Source organism: Bacillus sp. WC2503 (assembly GCF_052682895.1).
The window spans coordinates 581497-603493 of sequence record NZ_JBQYMD010000001.1 but is presented as its reverse complement, the minus strand read 5'-3'; the positions used below and the strand labels follow the sequence as shown (position 1 = coordinate 603493).

At 35.9% G+C, this 21997-nt stretch carries 18 protein-coding genes; 4 read left to right on the top strand and 14 right to left on the bottom strand.

Annotated elements, in window-relative coordinates:
• Positions 1 to 224: 224 nt before the first annotated feature.
• From ACUN26_RS03225 to ACUN26_RS03215, 3 genes are read right to left on the bottom strand one after another with little or no spacing between them, the layout of a single operon-like run.
• On the bottom strand, positions 225 to 1625 hold the full coding sequence (locus ACUN26_RS03225) for a sensor histidine kinase (protein ID WP_000494805.1): 1401 nt from the start codon (positions 1623 to 1625) through the stop codon (positions 225 to 227).
• Positions 1626 to 1628: 3 nt separating this feature from the next.
• Complete coding sequence (locus ACUN26_RS03220) at positions 1629 to 2300, bottom strand: response regulator transcription factor (protein ID WP_000521658.1); 672 nt, start codon at positions 2298 to 2300, stop codon at positions 1629 to 1631.
• Positions 2293 to 3267, bottom strand: coding sequence for a YncE family protein (locus tag ACUN26_RS03215; protein WP_001234167.1), 975 nt, complete (start codon positions 3265 to 3267; stop codon positions 2293 to 2295). Before ACUN26_RS03215 ends, ACUN26_RS03220 begins: the two co-directional genes overlap by 8 nt.
• A gap of 136 nt (positions 3268 to 3403) precedes the next feature.
• Between ACUN26_RS03215 and ACUN26_RS03210 the strand changes: the two genes are divergently transcribed.
• From ACUN26_RS03210 to ACUN26_RS03195, 4 genes are all read left to right on the top strand, one after another.
• Positions 3404 to 4519 carry a CdaR family transcriptional regulator gene (locus tag ACUN26_RS03210; RefSeq protein WP_000898653.1) on the top strand — a complete coding sequence of 372 codons (1116 nt, stop codon included), beginning with the start codon at positions 3404 to 3406 and terminating at the stop codon, positions 4517 to 4519.
• A 116-nt stretch (positions 4520 to 4635) separates the two neighbouring features.
• The gene (gene glcD / locus ACUN26_RS03205; protein WP_000884781.1) at positions 4636 to 6048 is read left to right on the top strand and encodes a glycolate oxidase subunit GlcD; all 1413 of its coding nucleotides are present in this window, start codon (positions 4636 to 4638) and stop codon (positions 6046 to 6048) included.
• Complete coding sequence (locus ACUN26_RS03200) at positions 6045 to 7373, top strand: (Fe-S)-binding protein (RefSeq protein WP_000209622.1); 1329 nt, start codon at positions 6045 to 6047, stop codon at positions 7371 to 7373. Before glcD ends, ACUN26_RS03200 begins: the two co-directional genes overlap by 4 nt.
• Before the next feature lie 465 nt (positions 7374 to 7838).
• Positions 7839 to 8660: a CAP domain-containing protein gene (locus ACUN26_RS03195; protein ID WP_000747570.1), complete on the top strand. Its 822-nt coding sequence runs from the start codon at positions 7839 to 7841 to the stop codon at positions 8658 to 8660.
• Between the two features lie 39 nt (positions 8661 to 8699).
• Here the strand turns inward: ACUN26_RS03195 and ACUN26_RS03190 are convergent, their stop codons facing one another.
• The 11 genes from ACUN26_RS03190 to inhA1 all read right to left on the bottom strand — a co-directional run bounded on the left by ACUN26_RS03190 (position 8700) and on the right by inhA1 (position 21817).
• Complete coding sequence (locus ACUN26_RS03190) at positions 8700 to 9305, bottom strand: DUF1648 domain-containing protein (RefSeq protein WP_000241828.1); 606 nt, start codon at positions 9303 to 9305, stop codon at positions 8700 to 8702.
• 91 nt (positions 9306 to 9396) lie between these two features.
• Positions 9397 to 10320 (bottom strand): RluA family pseudouridine synthase, encoded by a 924-nt coding sequence (locus ACUN26_RS03185; protein ID WP_000448340.1) that lies wholly within the window; start codon positions 10318 to 10320, stop codon positions 9397 to 9399.
• Positions 10321 to 10418: 98 nt separating this feature from the next.
• Positions 10419 to 10835: a hypothetical protein gene (locus tag ACUN26_RS03180; RefSeq protein WP_000490306.1), complete on the bottom strand. Its 417-nt coding sequence runs from the start codon at positions 10833 to 10835 to the stop codon at positions 10419 to 10421.
• A 101-nt stretch (positions 10836 to 10936) separates the two neighbouring features.
• A complete protein-coding gene (locus ACUN26_RS03175) occupies positions 10937 to 13129 on the bottom strand; it encodes an MMPL family transporter (protein WP_000856447.1) in 2193 nt (730 codons plus the stop codon).
• 109 nt (positions 13130 to 13238) lie between these two features.
• Entirely contained in the window at positions 13239 to 13886 is a 648-nt protein-coding gene (locus ACUN26_RS03170) for a phosphatase PAP2 family protein (RefSeq protein WP_000727808.1), read from the bottom strand.
• A gap of 59 nt (positions 13887 to 13945) precedes the next feature.
• A complete protein-coding gene (potD, locus tag ACUN26_RS03165) occupies positions 13946 to 14995 on the bottom strand; it encodes a spermidine/putrescine ABC transporter substrate-binding protein PotD (RefSeq protein ID WP_000772488.1) in 1050 nt (349 codons plus the stop codon).
• 36 nt (positions 14996 to 15031) lie between these two features.
• The gene (gene potC / locus ACUN26_RS03160) at positions 15032 to 15832 is read right to left on the bottom strand and encodes a spermidine/putrescine ABC transporter permease PotC (RefSeq protein WP_000714202.1); all 801 of its coding nucleotides are present in this window, start codon (positions 15830 to 15832) and stop codon (positions 15032 to 15034) included.
• Between the two features lie 6 nt (positions 15833 to 15838).
• On the bottom strand, positions 15839 to 16687 hold the full coding sequence (potB, locus tag ACUN26_RS03155) for a spermidine/putrescine ABC transporter permease PotB (RefSeq protein WP_000715502.1): 849 nt from the start codon (positions 16685 to 16687) through the stop codon (positions 15839 to 15841).
• Entirely contained in the window at positions 16684 to 17667 is a 984-nt protein-coding gene (gene potA / locus ACUN26_RS03150) for a spermidine/putrescine ABC transporter ATP-binding protein PotA (RefSeq protein ID WP_000720326.1), read from the bottom strand. Before potA ends, potB begins: the two co-directional genes overlap by 4 nt.
• 237 nt (positions 17668 to 17904) lie before the next feature.
• The gene (locus tag ACUN26_RS03145) at positions 17905 to 19272 is read right to left on the bottom strand and encodes an aldehyde dehydrogenase (protein WP_000028364.1); all 1368 of its coding nucleotides are present in this window, start codon (positions 19270 to 19272) and stop codon (positions 17905 to 17907) included.
• Positions 19273 to 19429: 157 nt separating this feature from the next.
• Complete coding sequence (inhA1, locus tag ACUN26_RS03140) at positions 19430 to 21817, bottom strand: M6 family metalloprotease immune inhibitor InhA1 (RefSeq protein WP_001035956.1); 2388 nt, start codon at positions 21815 to 21817, stop codon at positions 19430 to 19432.
• Between the last annotated feature and the right edge of the window lie 180 nt (positions 21818 to 21997).

The window sequence follows — 21997 nt, the reverse complement described above, 5'->3', positions numbered from 1 at the left end:
TCGGTTTAATAGATTTGTACTCCAGTTAAATCACCTCAGTATCTTCCAAACAACAATTGAAACGATTTATAAGAACTTAGCATCCATACCTATTTTAGAACGAATTGGTAAGAAGTACAAATGTTTTGTTCATAAAATAGTCAAATTTTTAATATTTATTTGCTATTAATTTATATCTATTCCTATATTCATTTATATTCAATTGAAAAAGCATGTCCTTTACATTAGAACATGCTTCCTTCATCTTGTATTTTTAACTTAATAAATACTGTTGTTCCCTTACCTTTTTCACTTTCTATTTTCCACTCACCATCATGTATATGAACAATTTGCCTTACAATCGCAAGCCCTAAACCTGTTCCACCATGTTGGCGACTTCTCGCTTTATCAACTCGGTAAAAACGCTCACCAAGATTCTCTAAATGCTCTGCATCAATACCTATTCCTGTATCCTTTATTTTCAACTCACAGTAATCGTCTATTTGCTCTAGCGTTATTATGATATTCCCGTTTTGATTTGTATACCGTATCGCATTATCTAACACGTTATGAAGAACTTGTTGCATACGATCTTCATCAATCATTACGATAATTTCAGGATTTAAATTCGTTGAAATACGAAGTTTTTTTTCTATAAACTTTAGTTCATACGTATCTAACACATCTTCAATAAGCTGCGAGAACACAATAGGTTGCTTCTTTAGAGGAAAATGTTCACCTTCTAGTTGCGCTAAATCTAATAAATCATGAACGAGACGCTGCATACGATCCGCTTCTTTATGAATAAGCTGCGTCACTTTTTCTTGCTGCGGTCCCTTTGCTACACCATCTAAGATAGCCTCACTATACCCTTTTATATAACTAAGCGGTGTTCTAAGTTCATGCGAAACGTTAGCCAAAAATTCCTTACGCTTTACATCTTCTGTTTCTAAAGAATGCGCCATTTTATTAAATGCTTTTCCTAATCGTCCAATTTCATCTTCTGAAGAAATGGTAATCCGCTCCGAGAAATCTCCAGTAGCGAAATGATTGGCAACCCGCTCCATTTGCGAAAGCGGCTTCGTAATCGCTATAATAATTTTTCTCCCAATCCATATCGTAATTAAAATCATAGCAATTGCTAGCGGGGCTAAAATAAGACCCATATCATATATTAAGTCTTTTATACTTTTTAAAGGAATATAAGAATATACAATTCCAACTAACTTTTTATTATCTAAAACAGGGATAACAACCCCCATAATATTCCGATCAAAATGTTCTTCATATCCTACCTTTGTCACCGTTTTACCATCTAGTAGTGTTTGTCTATCCCCTTCACTTATAAGAGAATGATGATGCACATCAAAAGGCAAACATGCGCTTAGATCACGAGGATTGGAAACGAAAAGAACGTCTGAACTAGATATTTGATCAAATGCTCTTACTTTCTCTTCAAAAGTTGACATTCCTTCATTCTTATCATATTGCGTTGCAAGACGCTTTCCTTCCATTACTAATGAGTCTTTTAAATTATCAACGTATAACTTTTCATACGAGTATAAAGATACAAAATAAAGAAAGGAAACTGTTACACATACTGCACATACTACTGTAAGCCAAAGCTTTTGTACCATCGTAAACATACGTTACACCTCAAATTTATAGCCTACACCCCAAACAGTTTGAATGTAGTTTCCACTTTCTCCAAGTTTCAAACGCATCGTTTTCACATGTGTGTCTACTGTTCTTGTACTTCCCGCATAATCATACCCCCACACCTTTTCAAGCAATTGTTCCCGGCTAAATACTTGTCCTGTATGTTGGCAAAGGAAATATAGTAAATCAAACTCCTTTACTGTAAGAGAAATCGGATCGCCATCTGCCTCAATCCTCCTACTTTTTTCATTAATAAGAATGGGACCAAATTGAATCTCCTCTTGCTGTTCTTGCTTTGTATAACGTCTTAGTACAGCTTCCATACGAGCAATTAATTCACCTGGACTAAACGGCTTTACAATGTAATCATCTGCTCCCATGCGTAAACCGTTCACCCTATTCCACTCTTCACCTTTTGCCGTTAAAAATATAATTGGCACATCTGACGTTTTTCGAATCTCTTTGCAAACTGAAAGTCCATCCATCTCTGGCATCATAATATCTAATACAACGAAATCATAATGATCTGACTCTAATTTTTTTAGAGCCTCTTTTCCATTTTCAGCTTCTCCCCACTCGTATCCGAAGTTATCTAAGTACATTCCGACAAGTTGCCTCATGTCACTTTCATCATCTACAACTAGCACTCTATATTTACCCATTGTCCTTCCCTTCCCTCTCTATGAGTTGAAATGGTCCTTTTCCGACTTTAATTGTTTGTTTTATTTTCATACTTTTCATATCCATGACGCACACTTCATCACTATCATAACTTGCTACATATCCTTCTGCCCCGCTTTTCAAAAATGCAAATGGATTTGAGCCTACTTCAACGGAAGCTACCTCTTTATACGTACTAATATCAAATTTTCTAAGCGTATTCGAACCATGGCTTAATGCATATACGTACTTATTATCTTTCGTTATGTTCACAGGCATAAACGGGGCGTGTAAAGAACGTACCATTTCGCCGCTCTGTAAAGAATACACTAATACTTTCTCATTCACTTGATTTCCATCACCATGTCCGCCAATCCATATCTCTTTTCCATCCGGACTAATCGTTGCTCCTGTTGATGCTGGTGGAATCATAAAGGATTGTATAACCTCTTTTTTCTTTGTATCAATTGTCGTTAGCTTCGTATCATAAAAGTTTAGTACAGATAACTGGTTATGATACTCTACCAGGGTTATCGGTCCTTTTCCTGTTGAAACACTTTCTGTCTCTTTCCCTTCTATCGTAAAGAACCTTACCTTTTGTGCATTTTGATCGGCGGCAAACAATTGTTTTTTATCTTCTGATACAACCACATTTACAATGCCTTTTCCAGTTTTATATTTTTCCACTTGCCTTCCTTCTGCTAGTGAATATACATACATGTATTCTAACTGCTTACCATATACAAGTATGTCCTCGCCGTTTGGAAGTAGTGCAATTCCTGCCATCGGTTCATTTAATTCCCATGTCGTAATTAATTTATTAGTTTTTTTATCAATAAAACTAATACTGCCTTCTTTTATATTCGTTGTTATAATAATACTTTTATCTTCAGTAATTGGTGTATATGAACTTCCTTGACACCCTACTAATAGAAATAAAAAACAGAGAAGAAAAACATACTTTCTCAAAAGATTCCCTCCATTTTCGAATGATTTCGTTATAATTGTAAAATAACAAATAAATGTGTGGAAAGTGTGAAATCTTCCTTTCTTATTCAACTTACATATATAATGTACAACAAATAGAATTTGAGGTGTGCAAATTATGCTTTTTCCTGATTTAGCGAATAAAATTGTACGGGAAGTACGCAGACTAATTACAGAAAATATTATTATCATTAATATACAAGGTGTTATTATCGCCAGTACAGATGCAAAAAGAATCGGTCAATTTCATGAGGGAGCACTCCGCTGCGCGAAACAAAAGAAAACCGTCATCATTACAAAAGAAGATGAACGACGGTTGCAAGGTGTAAAAGCCGGGATGAATCTTCCTTTACTATTTCATGACGAAGTAATTGGTGTTATTGGAATTACAGGAGAACCCGACAATATTTCACAATACGGAGAAATATTACGGAAGATGACCGAATTATTAATTCATGAAAACTACTTTTTAGAGCAATTAGAACTTGAACACCGTTCTTATGAAGCATTTGTCTTTGATTGGCTTCAAAATACAGACTGGTCTTCAAGTTTTCTCGATCGTGCAAAAACACTTGGCGTTGATTTATATAAGAAGAAACAACTTATTTTGTTTTCGATTGATCAAAATGATACGATGCTCCAGCGTAAAGTTTGGCAACATATTCGCAATCTATTAGCAAAAGACCATCTATTTGTTCGCTGGGGAAATGATCGATTTATTTTATTTTCAGCGATGAGCTCTAAAGAACAAACTTACCTATTTTTAAAACGGTTAAAACATGACTGTGAAACTTTATTTTCTATCCCTTTATATATCGGGATTGGACAAACCGTTACGCCAAGCAAGATGCACATATCATATGAACAAGCACTACGAGCGCTTTCTGTGTCACTTGAAACGAAAAAAATTGTATTTAATGAAGATTTACGTTTAGAAATGTGCTTACAAGATATTTCTATCGAAACGCGAGAACAGTTTCTAGAGCGTACCATTGAAAACTTAGTACAATCTCCTGAGCTCATGCACACTTTACGTTTATTTATCGATTATAACCAATCTTATAAACAGACAGCTGAGCAATTACATATACACATTAATACATTGCATTACCGACTAAAAAAAATTGAAGAACATACCGGACTTGATCCGAAACAATTCAAAGATTTAAATGTTTTATACTTCGCACTCCTTTTATTAGATAATCATACAAAAAAGAACGATAAAACAGATTAATCTTCAGATGATTATACATAGAAAGAATCCTCCAACTTTTTTATCATTATAATGAAAGCACTGTTACAACGTTTTTATTATGACTAAACACGTTAACAGTTTGAGGGGGATTTCCAATGTTAGACAAGCAAATTATTCATTCATTCGTATCCATTGTTGGCGAAGATAATGTAGATACATCCAATATGGGGCGCTTAACTTATAGTTATGATGCCACTCCAAACTTCCAAGCAATGCCTGATGCAGTCATTGCTCCTCGTAATACAAATGAAGTAGCTGAAGTGTTAAAAGTATGTAACTCTCACAAAATCCCTGTGTATGTTCGTGGTTCTGGAACAAACCTTTGTGCAGGAACTTGTCCACTAGAAGGCGGTATCGTCCTTATTTTCCGCCATATGAACAATATTTTAGAGATTGATGAAGAAAATTTAACAATTACCGTACAAGCTGGTGTCATTACACTTGATATTATTAAAGCAGTAGAAGAAAAGGGATTATTTTATCCGCCAGATCCAAGCTCGATGAAAATTTCTACAATCGGCGGTAATATTAATGAAAACTCAGGCGGATTACGTGGGTTAAAATATGGTGTAACACGTGATTATGTAATGGGTCTTGAACTTGTCTTACCAAATGGTGATATCATTCGTACTGGTGGTAAATTAGCAAAAGATGTTGCTGGTTACGATTTAACTCGTCTATTTATCGGTTCTGAAGGAACACTTGGAGTAGTAACAGAAGCGATATTAAAACTTGTTCCTATGCCTGAAACGAAGAAAACAATGCTGGCACTCTACGAAGATATTAATGAAGCTGCACGTGCTGTTTCTTCTATTATTGCAAATAAAATTATTCCAGCGACACTTGAGTTTTTAGACCAACCGACAATTGAAGTTGTAGAAGAGTTTGCACAAATCGGTTTACCAACTGACGTAAAAGCAATTTTATTAATTGAACAAGATGGTCCACCCGAATTGGTCGATCGAGATATTGAAAAAATGGCTAACGTTTGCCACTCTATGAATGCAGTTGATGTTCGCGTTGCAAAAGATGAAGCGGAAGCAGATGCACTTCGTACAGCACGCCGTAGCGCACTATCAGCACTTGCAAGATTAAAACCGACGACAATATTAGAAGATGCAACAGTACCTCGTTCACAAATTGCTCCGATGGTTGAAGCTATTAATGCCATCGCAAAAAAATTTAATATTCCTATTTGTACGTTTGGACACGCTGGTGATGGAAACCTACATCCAACTTGTATGACAGATGCCCGTAATGAAGAAGAAATGCACCGTGCTGAACAAGCTTTTGCTGAAATATTTGCGAAAGCAATTGAGCTTGGTGGTACGATTACTGGTGAACATGGTGTTGGTGCGATGAAAGCTCCCTATTTAGAAATGAAATTAGGTAAAGAAGGTATTGCCGCTATGCAAGGGATTAAACAAGCCTTCGATCCAAATAACATTATGAATCCTGGAAAGATGTTCGCGAAAGACACTCGTAAAAGAGTGGTGGTTGAGCGATGACAACATTAAATAAAGAAAACATTCAAAAGGAATTTAAAGAACGATTAAGTGAAGATGAGCTACTAAACTGTATGCGCTGCGGGTTCTGCTTACCTACTTGCCCTACTTACATTCAATCTGGGTATAAAGAATCACATTCGCCGCGCGGACGTATCGCATTAATGAAAGCTGTCGTTGATGGTTTAATCGAGCCAGATGAAGATGTTGAAAATACTTTAAACGTTTGCCTTGGCTGTCGTGCTTGTGAACCTGTTTGTCCATCTGGTGTGAATTATGGACATTTATTAGAAGAAGCCCGTGATATTATTAATCAAAATAAAAAATTCTCTATGCCAGTGAAAGCCGTTCGTAAAATCGTTTTTGAAGGATTATTCCCACATCAAAATCGAATGAGAACTTTAACTGGACTTATCGGATTTTACCAACGTTCCGGCTTACAAACGTTAACTCATAAAACAGGTATTATGAAGTTATTCCCTGAAACACTTGCAACGATGGATCTCGTTTTACCAAAAGTCCCTAAAATGAAAGCAATGAAAGATCGTCCTACATTTTTATCTGCTGAAAGTACAAAGAAAAAACAAGTTGCATTCTTCACAGGCTGTTTAATGGATACGATGTTTTTAGAAACAAATAACGCAACGATGAAACTTCTTCAATTAGCCGGTTGTGATATCGTTATCCCGCAAACACAAAGTTGCTGCGGTGCATTACATGGACATGCTGGTGAAAAGAGTGGAGCAAAAGAATTAGCGAAACGAAATATAAAAGCATTCGAAGACTTAAACATCGACTATATTATTACGAATGCAGGTGGTTGCGGGGCTTACCTCGTAGACTATGATTATCTTCTAAAAGATGATCCAGAATGGGCTGAACGTGCAAAGCAGTTTGTTTCTAAAATTAAAGATATTACCGCTATTCTAGTAGAACTAGATTTCCATAAACGAACTGACTTACGACTCACGCCGCAAATTATTACGTATCAAGATTCTTGCCATTTACGTAACGTTATGCGAACATCTTCTGAACCTCGTATGCTACTAGAAGCCATTCAAGGCGCAACATACCGTGAAATGAAAGATGCGGATCGCTGCTGTGGTTCGGCTGGTATATACAACATTGTACACTCAGAATTATCAATGGAATTTCTAGATTATAAAATGGACCGTGTACATGAAACAGATGCAGCAACAATTGTCACTGCAAATCCAGGGTGCCTATTACAAATGAAACTAGGTATTGAACGTGAAGGTCTTTCTCATAAAATGAGAGGAATTCACATTGTAGATTTATTATTAGAAGCAATTGAAACTAACTCGTAATAACTCGTAACATACGTAATAATAGGAAAACGGCTATCTCCTTCGTCTATGTAAAGAGATAGCCGCTTTTTTGTCTGCTACAACATTAAAAATATGTTACTTTATTATAAAAAAGAACAACAGAAACATTACAGTTTTGTAAAAAACAATCCAGTATATTCCTTAAAAAAACGTTCAAACCATTGATACAATAGGATTCTTCATTTTCAATATAGGTACATTTATCCAAAAACCTCCTATTAAAACGAAGTATAAAAATGCTGAAAATTCCTTTTACACTCTACGTTTCTCTTATTTCTCTCCTTTTCTCTCCTTAGGATAAATTAGGTAAATTTTAAGTCTATGAATTTTTTTCCATCTTTTTTCTCGTAAATTGTATGCTACGATGGATTTGTCAGTCAGACAGGCTGTCAAAAACAAATCGTGTGAAAACAAATTAAAACTTTATATAGGGGGACACACATCATGAAAAAGCGTGTTTTATTATCTGTAGCTGCTGCAACAGCTCTTACTTTAGGAGTATCTTCTTTAGATGCACAAGCTGCAACAGTACAACCATCTAACATAAAGGTTCAAAATATTCAGCATTCAAAAGTGATGATGAAGCAAATGAACCAACAAGAGTTACAAGCATTCTTACAATCTATGGGAGTTGAATCATTAGCACAATGGCAACAAGGAAACTTCCAACCAAATTGCTTCGTTCCTGGTCAACAACCTACTGAAAATGTTGTAACTGAGCAACCAACAGCTAAGCCAGAAACTCAAAAGCCTGTTGAACAAAAACCAGCTGAGCAAAAGCCTGCTGAACAAAAGCCAGAAGCTCAAAAGCCTGCTGAAAACAATAATACGCAAAAACCTACAGAACAAAAACCAGCTGAGCAAAAGCCTGCTGAAGAAGCAAAATCTTTAAGCGAGTTCGAACAACGTGTTGTTGAATTAACAAACGCTGAGCGTACAAAACAAGGCTTACCAGCACTAAAAATCGATACTGAATTAAGCAAAGTAGCGCGTGTTAAATCTGAAGATATGCAAAAAAATAACTACTTTGATCATAACAGCCCTACATACGGGTCTCCGTTTGACATGATGAAGAAATTTGGTATTTCTTATACATCTGCAGGTGAAAACATCGCTCAAGGCCAACGTACACCTGAAGAGGTAGTACAAGCTTGGATGAACAGTGCTGGACACCGTGCAAACATCTTAAATAACGGCTTCACTCACATCGGTGTTGGTTATGTAGAAAGCGGTAACTACTGGACACAACAATTTATTACGAAGTAAATAGATAAAAAGAGTCTTCTCATAATGAGAAGACTCTTTTTAAGTTTCGTAACTTTCTATTATGTATGAATATAAAATGTAGGACATAAACAAAATAGATCCGCAACTTATTACGCTAAGCAATACATAAAATCCCCACTTCAAGTTCAAAAACAAGGAAAACAGTATACCACATGCCATCACTTGAAAAATTCGTCTACTCACTAAACGAATTTTTTGTAATTTAATTGGATCTTTTTCTTTACCCTTTATCTTTTTAAAATCTTTGCTAAGCATAAAAAGAAACATACTAATCCCGATCGTTAATCCTGTCTGAAAGGATATAAAACTTCCAAAATTAATAACGAGAATAAGCATATGAATAAACAACATAAATAAAGTAATCGTCTTTATAAATCCGCCTATAATGAAATGCTCTCCTCCATTAAACTTATATATATTATGTGAAATAATATACACAAATCCATGTAAAAAAATAATAAGAACCGGAATAAATGCAACAACAACTTGTTTACTCATAAATTCGTTCGGCCCACCATTTTCGTTCCAATGTACTGCCAAACGTTCTGGTAAATATGGATAGATGCATAGGGTAAATAAAAGACAAGCGAAAAATATTCCTAGTATATATTTATATTTGACCAAGTAATTCTCACCTCTCTTTTCTCTTTACGGCTTCGCTTCTTTTAGAGAAATTCCTGCAAAAATTTACTTTTCTCAAATTAAAACTTACACTTTACACATTTTCCCTTTGAAATTCTTTCATTATATTGTTTAATTTTGTAGGAAACGGTACATCAATTTCGATCTCTTCTTTCGTAATTGGATGCAAGAAATTAATTTTCATTGCATGTAACGCTTGCCCTGACATATATGTTGTTTGTCCACCATATAACACATCCCCAACTAGCGGATTACCATTATGGCTCATATGCACACGAATTTGATGCGTTCTACCTGTTTCTAATTGTAAGGTTACAAAGGTTGTATTGTGCTTTTTAAAATACTTTTCTACTTTATAGTATGTAATAGCTTCATCACCCTTTGGGGAAACACGACGTCTCGTAGCATGATGTCGATCCCTTCCAATAGCAGCGTCAATTGTACCCTTCTTCTTTTTCACTTTCCCTTCAACAAGCGCAGCATACGTTCTTTTTATTTTTCGTTCCATTAATAAACGATCCATAATCGCGCCAGCAATTCTATGTTTAGCAAACACGACACCACCTGTCGTATCTTTATCTAAACGATGAATATGGCGAACCTTCGTCTCTAAACCTTGCATTTGAAAATGAAAAGCAACAAGGTTTGCAAGTGTTCCCGTTCCACCTTTTTCGGCAGGGTGTGTGTCCATTTTCTCTGGTTTATTTACGATAAGTACGTGATCATCTTCATATACTACATGTAACTCACCATATTCTGGCTCTACACCGTACTCTTCCTCCATAAACATGTGAACTTGGAATTTATCGCCCTCTTTTAAAAGCTCATTCCATCTTCTCTGTTCACCGTTAACAGTAACACCTTTTTCCATACGAAGCTGATGTAATAACTTTTTCGGTAGTTCCCATTCTACTTTTAATAACGATTCGATACTTATACCATTCCATTTAGCCGGTACAGTAATTTCGCACCATTCGCCCTTCTTCTTTGTTTCCATACTATATCACCTTATTTCTATTGATTCTCTCATTGTAACGGAAAACACGCTTTGATGCATCGTCAAAAATAGAGGACAGCCTTATAATCGACTGCCCCTCACGCTCTAAGCCTTTTCATTTCCTGCAATACTTCTTCAGCTTTTTGCTCATACGATAAATCTTTGAAGAAATCCGCCAATCGTTTATAGTCGTTGTATGTATCTAATAAGTCGTCTATTTTCTCTCCTTTCATAACTTGCTGCTTTTGCTTCATTTTTACTGGATACCGATAGCCCGATAGCTCTTGTATTTTGTAATACTCATCCTCTACTTGAATAACCTTTACAAGTTCCTCCTCTTCTGCGTCCATCGTATATCCATCAAACTCTCTAAGCAGTTCATAAATGATATGAGTCCATTCATCTTTTGGATAAAATCCTTTTTCTAATCGATAACCGACAATGCGATACATATGCCCATCGTTTTCTGAAAATTGTACTGTATCATTTAGCTTAAATTTGAAATAACGAAACATTGCCTTCACCTACTTATATGTAATGTTCTTATCACATACTATTTGCAAAATGTAGGCCTTGCTATTCATAAAAAAATACTCATCTATAAGATGAGTATTTTTTATGATGATTTTTCTCGTTTTTTCCGAAATGGCAGCCACCAATTCCAGTCTCCAAACAACTTCATTAAGCTTGGTACAAGCATAAGACGAATAACGGTTGCATCAAGGAATATCGCTAATGCCACGCCAAGACCCATTTGCTTTACTGGTAAAATATCAGTAAATGCGAACGCACCCGTTACAACGATCATAATTAAAGCAGCTGACGTTATAATTCTACTCGTTGAAACGAGCCCTTCTAACGTTGCTTGATCATTATCTCCTGTTTCTTCATAAAGCTCATGAATACGTGAAATAAGAAATACTTCATAATCCATGCTAAGCCCAAATACAAGGCCGAAAATGAAGATTGGTAATACAAATAAAACAGGACTCGCTTCTAAACCAAAATGACCACCCTCAAATAACCAAACGACAATTCCAATTGTTGCACTTAAACTAAGTACGTTCATAATAATTGCCTTAATTGGAATGAGTATAGAACGGAATGCGAATAATAAAATGACAAAGGTTGATCCGAATATAACTGACATACCAATTGCAACTTTATCTTTAATTTCATCTTCTAACTCTTTTTGGAACGTCGTCATTCCGCCTAGGTAGTACGTAACATCATTTTCTTTATAATTACTTTTGAAATCACGAACCCACTGTTTCGCAGTTTCTGTACGAGGCTTCGTATCCAAAAAGACTTCTATTATTGTCTTATTTCCTTTTGAGTACGCTTCAAATACAGGAGCTATTTTTGCCGCTTCTGGCGACTGCAATATACCAGCAACTTGATCTGCTTTCATTCCGGTTAACCCATCGTATAAACTTCTTACCTCATATACTTTCTCATCATCTTTTAACTTTTGAACAACTTCTTCTATCTTTTGTAAACTCTCTTTTTCTTTTATATTTTTTTTCGTCTCTACTACTAATGTAACATCAGCATGTGTTTGGACCGTTTTATTAAATGCTTCTTCATATTTCTCATAAGCAACTCTAGTGTCACTCTTTTCAGGTAACGCTTCAACACCAGGAAACTGCAAATTAGCTGTACGTAGCGGTAATAAACAAATAACAATAAATGTTGTAACAGCAATAATCATTATGATTGGATGTTTCATTACAAATTGTGCAAATTTACGCCATGCCTTTGCCGGTGTATGTGCTACTTGATTCTTTTTTAATATTCGTTTTCCAATTAAAGATAATAGTGCTGGAAGAAGTGTAAGTGAGAATAAAATACTCATAATCACAACAATCATCCCGCTTATGGCAACAGACTGAATATAATCAATTTTAAAGAAAAATAAGCCTGATAAACCAACGAATACGCATAATCCTGAAAATACGATCGCACGTCCTGCCGTTTGATACGTAATCGCTATCGCTTCTTTCACCGTTCTCTTCGCAACTTCCTCTCGAAAACGATTCACAAATAACAGTGCAAAATCAATGGATAGTGCAAGTCCAATCATCGGTGCAACATTTAATACGAAAATAGATAACTCTTTGTCGCTACCTATAAAATATAAAATCCCCATCGTACTAATGACACTAAGCGCGCCATTTACAATCGGTAAAATAGATGCCAAAAGGCTACCAAATGAAAATAGTAATACGAGAAATGCAATTGGTAAACCAATCATCTCTGCTACTTTTAAATCATTTTGTGTTCTTTCATTAATCTCTTGATTAATTTTTGGAAATCCTGTAGGTGTTACTTTTAATGCTGTATTACTTTCCTTCTCAATAGTATCAGCGAACTGTAATGTCTTTTCCATACGTTCTTTAGTTGTTTTCCCGGAAAATAATATTGTCGCATAACCGATATTATCTTGTAACATTTCTTTATTTTGCACTGGATGATGGAAAGATTCATATTTCTCGTTCTCTTCAACCTTCTTTACAATGCTCTCTATTTGCTTTTTAAAATCCTCATGTGAAGCATCCTTATTCCTTTCAAAAACGAGTAGGAGCGTATCTTGAGACCTCTTAAAATCTTTATCTAAAATTTCTTTCGTCTTTTGATAGTCCCCTTCCGTTTGAAAACCATCACCACCTAATACTCCCGGTAGCTTTGGAGCAAAAATACCGAGTGCTATCGCAAGCAATAGTAGCGCTACAATTACTGTATAACGAAACTGATACAAGAAAGTTCCTAACTTCCCCCACTTATCCACTTTATGTACATTTGTCTTCACACATTTTCACCTACTTTAAATAATTCAATTATCACTTATACTGTATCACATCTTCATACAAACAAAAAACGTCTGGAAACACTATAATGATAGTTTTTCCAGACGTTTTTTATCTCTCTTTATTGAGCTGAAGCCTCTTAGTAAGTAAACGATGATAATAAATCGCGATAATTAACAAAATACCACCTACGCAATAACCTGCTAAAATATCAGTTGGATAATGTACATTTAAAATAACTCTACTTAATCCAATCGATACAATTAATATACCCATCAAAATGGTTATAACATATTTCCCAGTTACACTCTTCAAATTTGCCGCAATGATATAAGTAAGAAAACCGAATGTCATAATAGATAACATTGCATGCCCACTAGGGAAGCTATACCCAAGTGCATCTAATGCTTCATTTAACGACGGACGCTCCCTTTTCACAATTTCTTTTATTCCTTTATTAACGAGATGTGTGATCAAAACCCCCATTGGATACACGATCATTGCAGCATAATAACGTTTCTGCCAAAAAACAAGCAAACTTATAATAAGTATAGTTACAATTCCAATTGCTGATCCTAACTTTGTAAAGTATGAGAAAAAAGTAAGTGAGCTCTCCGTTTGTAACCCCTTTACTAATCCGCGGACATATGTATCCATCACTGTAACGCCACCTGCATGTACGCGCCAAGCAATAATACTAAATACCGTAAGTAATAAAATAACACACATTACCTCATACTGATGTAACTTCTTCTTCAAACGATTTCCTCCTACTATGAAAAAATGCGATTTCTACTTTAGAAACCGCATTTCCTTACTTATTTACCTTTTGTTTTTAATTCTGTCCAGTAACGATCATAGTCTTTTAACTTATCGTCTACATCAACAAGCCATTCTGTGCGATCTAATTCTTCTTTCGTTAAGAAGATCATATGGTTCTCACGATATTCTTTACTATGAAGAGGGTGAGCTTTTTCATTTGGATTACTGTACCCAATTGACTCGTAGTTTTTCACACTTACTTTCTCATCTAATAAATAGTTCATAAACTTCTCTGCAAGCTCTTTGTTTTTTGCACCTTTTGGAATTGCTAACGTGTCGGCCCAAATTGTGCCGCCTTCTTTTGGTACAACGTACTCTACATCTTTATTATCTTTTGCGATAAATGCTGCATCTCCAGACCAAACTGTTCCGATCCAAGCATCTTCTGTAATGAACTTTTGTTTAATGTTATCTGTATCAAATGCTAATAAATTTGGAAGTAGCTTCTGTAAATCAGTAGCTGCTGTCTTTAACTCTGCATCGTCTTTCGTGCTGTTTGAGAATCCATGCTTCTTAAGACCCATTCCTAATACTTCACGAGAATCATTTAGTAATGTTACATGTCCTTTATATTTCTCGTTCCATAAGTCAGCCCAGCTTGTAGGTGCTTCTTTCACATACTTTTTATTGTATGCAATCCCTGTTACGCCCCAAGTGTATACTAAAGAATATTTATTCTCTGGGTCAAATGCTGGCGTTTTGAAATTAGAAATCATATTTTCGATGTTCGGGATATTCTTCTTATCTAACGGCGCTAATAAATCCATTTTCGCCATTGTCTTAACCATGTAATCAGACGGCTGAATTAAGTCATACTTTGCGCCACCAGCTTGTAATTTCGCAAGCATTTCTTCGTTACTTGCATACTTATCATAGTTAATTTTTACGTTATATTTCTTTTCAAAATCTCTTAGCACTTGCTCATCAAAATTGTCAGCCCAGCTATAAATGTTTAACTCTTCTTTCTTTTCACCACAACCGGCAAGTACACCAGCAACAAGGCTAAAACTAATTGCTGCGCCAGCTATTCTTTTCATTAATTTCATCGGTTTTACCCCCTCGTACTTTTTATATCGTTCGTATTATAAAGGAAGGTGTCCTCCAGAGTTTTCTTCACCATCTGCACCTTTGTTACGGAAGATTTCCGATAGCACCATTAATCCTACAATAACAACAATTAAAATTGTAGAAAGGGCATTAATTTCAGGTGATACTCCGCGCTTAACCATACTGTAAATGTATAATGGCAATGTTGTTGATCCTGGTCCTGATACGAAGAAACTAATTACAAAATCATCAATTGATAATGTGAATGTTAATAACGCTGCTGAAACAACTCCCGGTGCAATTGCCGGAAACGTCACATGGCGAAACGTTTGCCATGGCGTTGCTCCTAAATCATTTGCAGCCTCTTCTAAATCACGTCCCATGCTAGAAAGACGGGCCGCTAAAATAACAACAACAAATGAAATACTAAATGTAATATGTGCGATAATAATTGTTGTTTGTCCAAGTTCCATACCTAATTGACTAAATAGGATAAGTAAAGATAATCCCATTAATATATCAGGAATTAAAATAGGTAAATATACAAGACCATTAATGGCCCCTTCAAAACGATATTTGTAACGATGTAATGCTATCGCAAAAAACATACCAAGTATCGTTGTTACAACTGTTGTTATAACTGCAATCGTCATACTATTTACAAACGCATCAATAACATCTTGTTTTTGAAATAAATCTGTATACCAATGGAATGTAAAGCCTTCCCATTCCGCATTAATTCGAGAATCATTGAAGGAATATACCATTAAAACCATCATTGGAAAATACAAGAACAATAAAATTAACCAAGAATAAGAAACTAAAAACTTTTTCATTTTTGCCTATTCCCCTCCGTTCCCATCATATTTATATACTTTCGTTGCACGATAATATAAGTAAATTAACAGAACAGAGAATAGAACAACAATCATAGATAACGCAGATCCAAACGGCCAGTCACGCGCACCTAAGAATTGGTTTTGGATTACGTTTCCGATTAATGCTACTTTCGATCCACCCATCACGTCTGATACAACAAACATTCCGATAGAAGAAACGAATACTAAAATAGAACCAGTAGCAATTCCTGACATCGTCATTGGTACTGTTACATTCCAAAATGCTTTTACTGGTGTTGCACCTAAATCATAAGCTGCTTCTAGCTTACGCTTATCCAGCTGCTCAATTGCTGCATACACTGGTAAAATCATAAATGGTAATAAAGAATATACCATTCCAAGTATTACAGAAGGCGTATTATATAGTAAATTTAACGGTTCACTAATAATACCTAATTTTAATAACAGTGTGTTCACAAGACCTTGTGAACGTAAAATAACAATCCACGCATATGAACGAACAAGGAAGTTAATCCAAAACGGTATCGTTGCCAATAATAAAAGAATAGAACGATATTTACGATCAACAATTGTAATTGTATACGCAAATGGATAACCAATTAATAAACAAAGTACTGTTGTAATAACAGCAATCTTTACTGTTTCCCATAATGTTCCCATATACAATGGATCAAACACACGTACTATATTATCTAACGTAAATTGCATTTCCACTGTTCCGTATGCTCCGCGCTGCATGAAGGCAAAACCCAATACGAATACAAGTGGAACTAGGAAGAAGATTAACAGCCACGCGACTGTAGGTAGTGCGAGTAATTTCCCTTTTTTCAATTTAAGGTCACCTCGTCCTCTTGCTCCCATCCTACATATACATTATCTCCAATGCTCCACTGTGCTGCTTCTTCAGCTGTTTGATACGCCATCAATAATTCTGCTGTTTTCTCATCACGTACATAAAGCTTTTCCATATTTCCAACAAACTCAATGTCTTCAATATGTCCAAGATGGTAATCTTCTAAAATTGGTTCTTCAACCGAACGTACCTTTACATTTTCAGGGCGAATTGCTACGTAGTCTTCCCCGTTTTTCACAATATTATTTTCACCGATAAATGTCGCAACGAACAACGTTTTCGGCTTATTATAAATTTCTTTCGGTGTTCCGATTTGTTCAATATGTCCTTTATTCATAACGACAATACGGTCACTCATGCTCATCGCTTCTTCTTGATCATGCGTTACGTATATGAACGTAATCCCTAAATTGCGTTGTAAGTTTTTCAATTCACGTTGCAAATCTTTTCTTAGCTTAAAGTCAAGCGCTCCAAGTGGCTCATCCAATAGTAATACACGTGGGTTATTTACAATCGCTCTCGCAATTGCTACACGCTGCTGCTGCCCACCAGACAGCTTCATAGGTTTACGATTACGGAACTCTAGTAACTGCGTTAAACGCATTGCCTCTTCAGCACGTTCTTTCTGTTCTGCCGCTGGTACTTTTTGCATTTTCATACCGAAACAAATATTTTTCTCCACATTCATATGCGGGAATAGTGCATAATGTTGGAACACTAAGTTCATATGACGCTTATATGGCGGCAAATCGTTAATCTTTTCATCATCTAATAAAAGATTCCCTTTAGTTGGAGTTTCAAATCCTGCGATCATACGAAGTAACGTCGTTTTCCCGCAACCACTCGGCCCTAAAATTGTTAAAAACTCTCCTTCTTTAATATCTAAAGAAAGCGGTGGGATAATCACTTGATTTCCAAAATGTTTTTCTACTGCTTCAACTTTAATAATTTTTTTCATTTTCCCGTCCTATCTACCTTAAATTTTAATTTTTATATTCATGAATAAATATTTATGTTTTATAGACTATTTTTTGTTTCGATCCAAACAAAATGGTTATTTAGCAAGCGTTCGCTTCTATTCTTTATGTAGTATGTTTGATTCATTTTTTCATGATACATAATGTCGAACAGAAAAACCCCTTCCATTGCGAAGGGGCTATTATCATACGGCTACGCCTACTGATAAACACCATCATCATTTTAACAACTTTCGTATGAATTTTAAAGCACTTTTTGTAGAAGAGTAACGAATTTTCATATCGAATGCCGTAGATTGGGCTAAAATGCTTTTATAATGTGAAAAAGTCCGAAAACTTTCTTCCCCATGATAACTACCTAATCCACTACTTCCAACGCCCCCAAAAGGTAAATATGGCGTTGCAAGATGATAGACAACATCATTAATGCACCCTCCGCCATATGAAATATTACTCGTCACTTTCTTTTGCACTTCTTTATTTTCAGAAAATACATATAGCGCTAACGGCTTCGGATGTTGCTGAATTGTGCCAATAACATCTTCTATTTTGTCATACTCTATAATCGGTAAAATCGGACCAAAAATTTCATCTTCCATAACAGCATCTTGCCACGTGATATCTGTTACTATTGTCGGCTCAATATGTAATGTATCTTTTTTATAGTTCCCGCCAATTACGACTTGACCATCTTGTAAGAATCGACATAATCGTTCAAAATGACGCTCGCTCACAATTTTTACGTAATTGTCATTGTTCAGTGGCTCTTTTCCATACTGCTCCGTAATTTCATGTCTTAACGCCTCGATTAACTGTTCTTTCACGGAAGAATGAACGTACATATAATCCGGTGCTACACATGTCTGCCCTGCATTTAAAAACTTACCCCAAACAATCCGCCTTGCTGTTACATCTATTTTTGCATCTTTATGTACAATACATGGGCTTTTTCCGCCAAGTTCTAACGTAAGCGGCGTTAACTCTTTGGCTGCTGCTTCCATCACAACTTTTCCAACACCAACACTACCTGTAAAGAAAATATAATCAAACCTTTCCTTTAACAATGCCGTACTCTCTTCTATCCCGCCTTCTATTACCGCTACAAGCTCTTCTTGGAATAATTCCTCTAACATTCTCGTAAGCACTTTTGAAACGTTAGGCGTTAACTCTGACGGCTTTAAAACAACTGTATTCCCAGCTGCCAGCGCTCCTACTAGAGGTGCAATTGCTAACTGAAACGGATAGTTCCATGGCGCAATAATAAGCGTCACACCATACGGTTCTGGTACTACCTTCCCCTTCGATCCGAAATGAGTTAATGCTGTTCGAACTCGCTTCGGTTTACTCCACGATGACATATGTTTCAATTGAAAAGAAATTTCTTTTAATGCATATCCCACTTCCGTTGTAAACGCCTCATGAACTGACTTATTTAAATCTAATTTCAATGCTTGAAATATCTCTTCTTCAAAACGCTGAATTCCATCATAAAGCTTTTTTAAATTATTTTTTCTTGTTTCTATACTTCTCGTATATCCATTATAAAAATATTGCTTTTGTTTATTTACAATAGAAGAAATGCTCATCTATTCACCTTCTCCCACTATTTTTATCCAATTCTTTCATTATTTATATAGAACTTTTTTACTCGTAAAATTACATTATATATAATTTTTTCTTTTATATAAAATTCATTGCTCACAAAAAACTACCGAAAGAAAATCTCTCGGTAGTTTTACGGTATTAACGGTATAAACGAACAGCACCTGCAGAATTATCATCAGCTTGTCCTACTACTTCAAACTTAAGACCAAGCTTCGGTAAAATACGTCCTGCATCTGGAATCTGTTGATTAATATACGTTTTCGAATCATCAAACTTCGGTACACCAGCTAAGCCATTGTACGTATACGTTCCACGCGTTGGAGATACAACTTGCCAAGCTGGCGTTTTGTCGAATGAGAACGCCGCATCAGCGATTTGGAATCGTGTACTACTGTCAATTGTCGGCTTACCATTTAAAGTTCCTACAATTGCTTCTGGATGAGAATCAACTACACCAAGGAAACCGTGTCCTGGATGTAAACCAACCCAGTTATCTGAGTAAGCTGAGTCTGCATACCATACAACCATACCTGAGTTATATTCTGGACCGCGAGCAAATTTCAATGCGCTATCTGATCCAGTATGGTTTCTCCACTCTACATAGTAGTTATGTTTTTTCTTCTCTGTTCCGCTAGAAACAACGAAACCATCTAATTTAAATTGTGATGTACCTTCTGCATCATCTGAGAATGCAACTTTACCATCTACTGTTAATGATGCATTATCAAGTAGGAAACCATTTAATGCTAAACCACCATCTGTAATGTACTCAAATGTTAATTTTACTTTCTTACCTTTGAATTGACTTAAATCATATGATTTATCAATCCATTTTCCATTTGTCGAATCTGCATTTCCGCTATTTGCTTTCTCGCCAAGTCTTTCAAGTAACGTTTGTTGTCCATCTTCTGTTACAGCGTGTACTTCAAGGAAATCATACTCAGCTTCAATCTCATATAATGATTTGAAATCGAATTTCGCATTCGTTGCATTTGTTAAATCAAACAGTGGTGTTTCCATTTTCGTGTGAAGATTGTCACCTTTTGTGCTGTAGTAATACTGTTTACCAAATGCTGGCTCAATTGTTTTTACATCTTTATCTGGTAAGTTAACACGAATCATACCTGGTCGGTTAGATTTCGTAACACTTTGGTCTAAATATGTTGCTAGACCAATACCTTTATTTAATTTCTCGTAATCTACTTCTACGATATTTGCCCAGTTACCACCGATTGTTTTTTGGAAAAACTCTTTATTTTGTGGTGAGAAACTTGTTGGCGTTGTTCCAGCGATTTTACCAGCCCAGCTACCGCCACTCATAACAGACCAAGCTTGAATTGGCTCACCATGACCCGTATAGTCTGTATCATACTCATCTGGAAGACCTAAATCATGACCATATTCATGCGCGAATACACCAACCGCACCATCTTCTGGTTCAATTGTGTAGTCGAATGCTGCCATCTTTCCGCCCCAATATGGAACTTTCGCTTGCGTACCTTCAATTGCGAACGGCTTTGGTCCAACTGTCCAGCGATGTGACCAAATTGCATCATCACCTAATTTACCACCGCCAGCTTCTTGTCCAACACCCGCATGAATAATCATTAAGTGATCGATTAAACCATCCGGTTGATTTTGATTTCCATCACCATTTACATCGTATTGATCGAACTGATCAAACTGTGATAAATCAAGACCGCTATCTACAGCTGCTTTTAATGCATCTTTTACTAGATCACGTGGTCCTTTTGGTCCTTTATTATCATGGCCTGTAGCAGCATCTGCACCGTAATCAGCAGCTTTACCAGGAACTGTTAACCATTTTGTAACTGTTCCGTCCACTGTGTAACTACCACCGGATTGCTCTTCGTAATATTGTTTAAACGTTTCGATTTTGCTTCCATCCTCTAATGCGAATGGCTCATCACCGAATAACATTTTTTCATAGTGTTCTTTGTTAAAGTCTTCCGAATACATATAACCAGGTTCTTTATCAATGTTGTTATGTTTAAAGTCAGCGTACTCTACAAGTAAAACAAGTACCTTATCTTTACGAACATCGCCGTTATATGCTTTTTGTTTTGCTGGAGAAGTTGGTACTTTACCATTTAATCCGCCTTTAACTGGGCCTGTCGCTGCAGGTGTCCCTGTTGCTGGCTGATTTAGTTTTTCTTTCGTGTCTGCTTTCGCATCTTTCACTTTCTTTAAAAAGTCTGATGCTTCTTTCGTAAGTTGATCCCCATTCGTTGCTTCTTTCCCAGGATTTTCACCCTTTTTGTTCTCTACATACTTTTCGACAGCTTTCTTTGTTTCTTTCTCTGAAGCTGACGAATCAATTACCCCACGCTTTTTCAGTGCATCTGCTAAACGCTCTTCTGGAATTAAATGGTCATCAACTGGGCTCGTAGCTGCTTTATTCCCAGGCGTTTCAGCGTACACAGACTGAGTGCCCGTGCTAAATGAAAGACCTAATACAGCTGTCAAAGCAATTGATGATAATACTTTGAATGGTTTCTTGTTCATCCCTTATTTCCTCCCCTAATAAATAATATGTATTACAATTTGAATTTTATTAAAAATTCAATATTTTTTCAATATTTAGTTAGATTATGTAATTTTTTTAATATATTTGTAAAAATTTCATAGTTAGTATACGGATATATCACAATTCAACAATGTTTTCTGAAAATATTGAAAGTTTTT

What these genes read in the sequence shown, in the direction of transcription:
- ACUN26_RS03185 (WP_000448340.1), bottom strand. Translation starts at nt 10,320, where the DNA reads ATGGAAACAAAGAAGAAGGGCGAATGGTGCGAAATTACTGTACCGGCT.
- ACUN26_RS03220 (WP_000521658.1), bottom strand. Translation starts at nt 2,300, where the DNA reads ATGGGTAAATATAGAGTGCTAGTTGTAGATGATGAAAGTGACATGAGG.
- potC (WP_000714202.1), bottom strand. Translation starts at nt 15,832, where the DNA reads ATGAAAAAGTTTTTAGTTTCTTATTCTTGGTTAATTTTATTGTTCTTG.
- glcD (WP_000884781.1), top strand. Translation starts at nt 4,636, where the DNA reads ATGTTAGACAAGCAAATTATTCATTCATTCGTATCCATTGTTGGCGAA.
- potA (WP_000720326.1), bottom strand. Translation starts at nt 17,667, where the DNA reads ATGAAAAAAATTATTAAAGTTGAAGCAGTAGAAAAACATTTTGGAAAT.
- ACUN26_RS03195 (WP_000747570.1), top strand. Translation starts at nt 7,839, where the DNA reads ATGAAAAAGCGTGTTTTATTATCTGTAGCTGCTGCAACAGCTCTTACT.
- ACUN26_RS03225 (WP_000494805.1), bottom strand. Translation starts at nt 1,625, where the DNA reads ATGTTTACGATGGTACAAAAGCTTTGGCTTACAGTAGTATGTGCAGTA.
- ACUN26_RS03180 (WP_000490306.1), bottom strand. Translation starts at nt 10,835, where the DNA reads ATGTTTCGTTATTTCAAATTTAAGCTAAATGATACAGTACAATTTTCA.
- inhA1 (WP_001035956.1), bottom strand. Translation starts at nt 21,817, where the DNA reads ATGAACAAGAAACCATTCAAAGTATTATCATCAATTGCTTTGACAGCT.
- ACUN26_RS03200 (WP_000209622.1), top strand. Translation starts at nt 6,045, where the DNA reads ATGACAACATTAAATAAAGAAAACATTCAAAAGGAATTTAAAGAACGA.
- ACUN26_RS03210 (WP_000898653.1), top strand. Translation starts at nt 3,404, where the DNA reads ATGCTTTTTCCTGATTTAGCGAATAAAATTGTACGGGAAGTACGCAGA.
- potD (WP_000772488.1), bottom strand. Translation starts at nt 14,995, where the DNA reads ATGAAATTAATGAAAAGAATAGCTGGCGCAGCAATTAGTTTTAGCCTT.
- ACUN26_RS03145 (WP_000028364.1), bottom strand. Translation starts at nt 19,272, where the DNA reads ATGAGCATTTCTTCTATTGTAAATAAACAAAAGCAATATTTTTATAAT.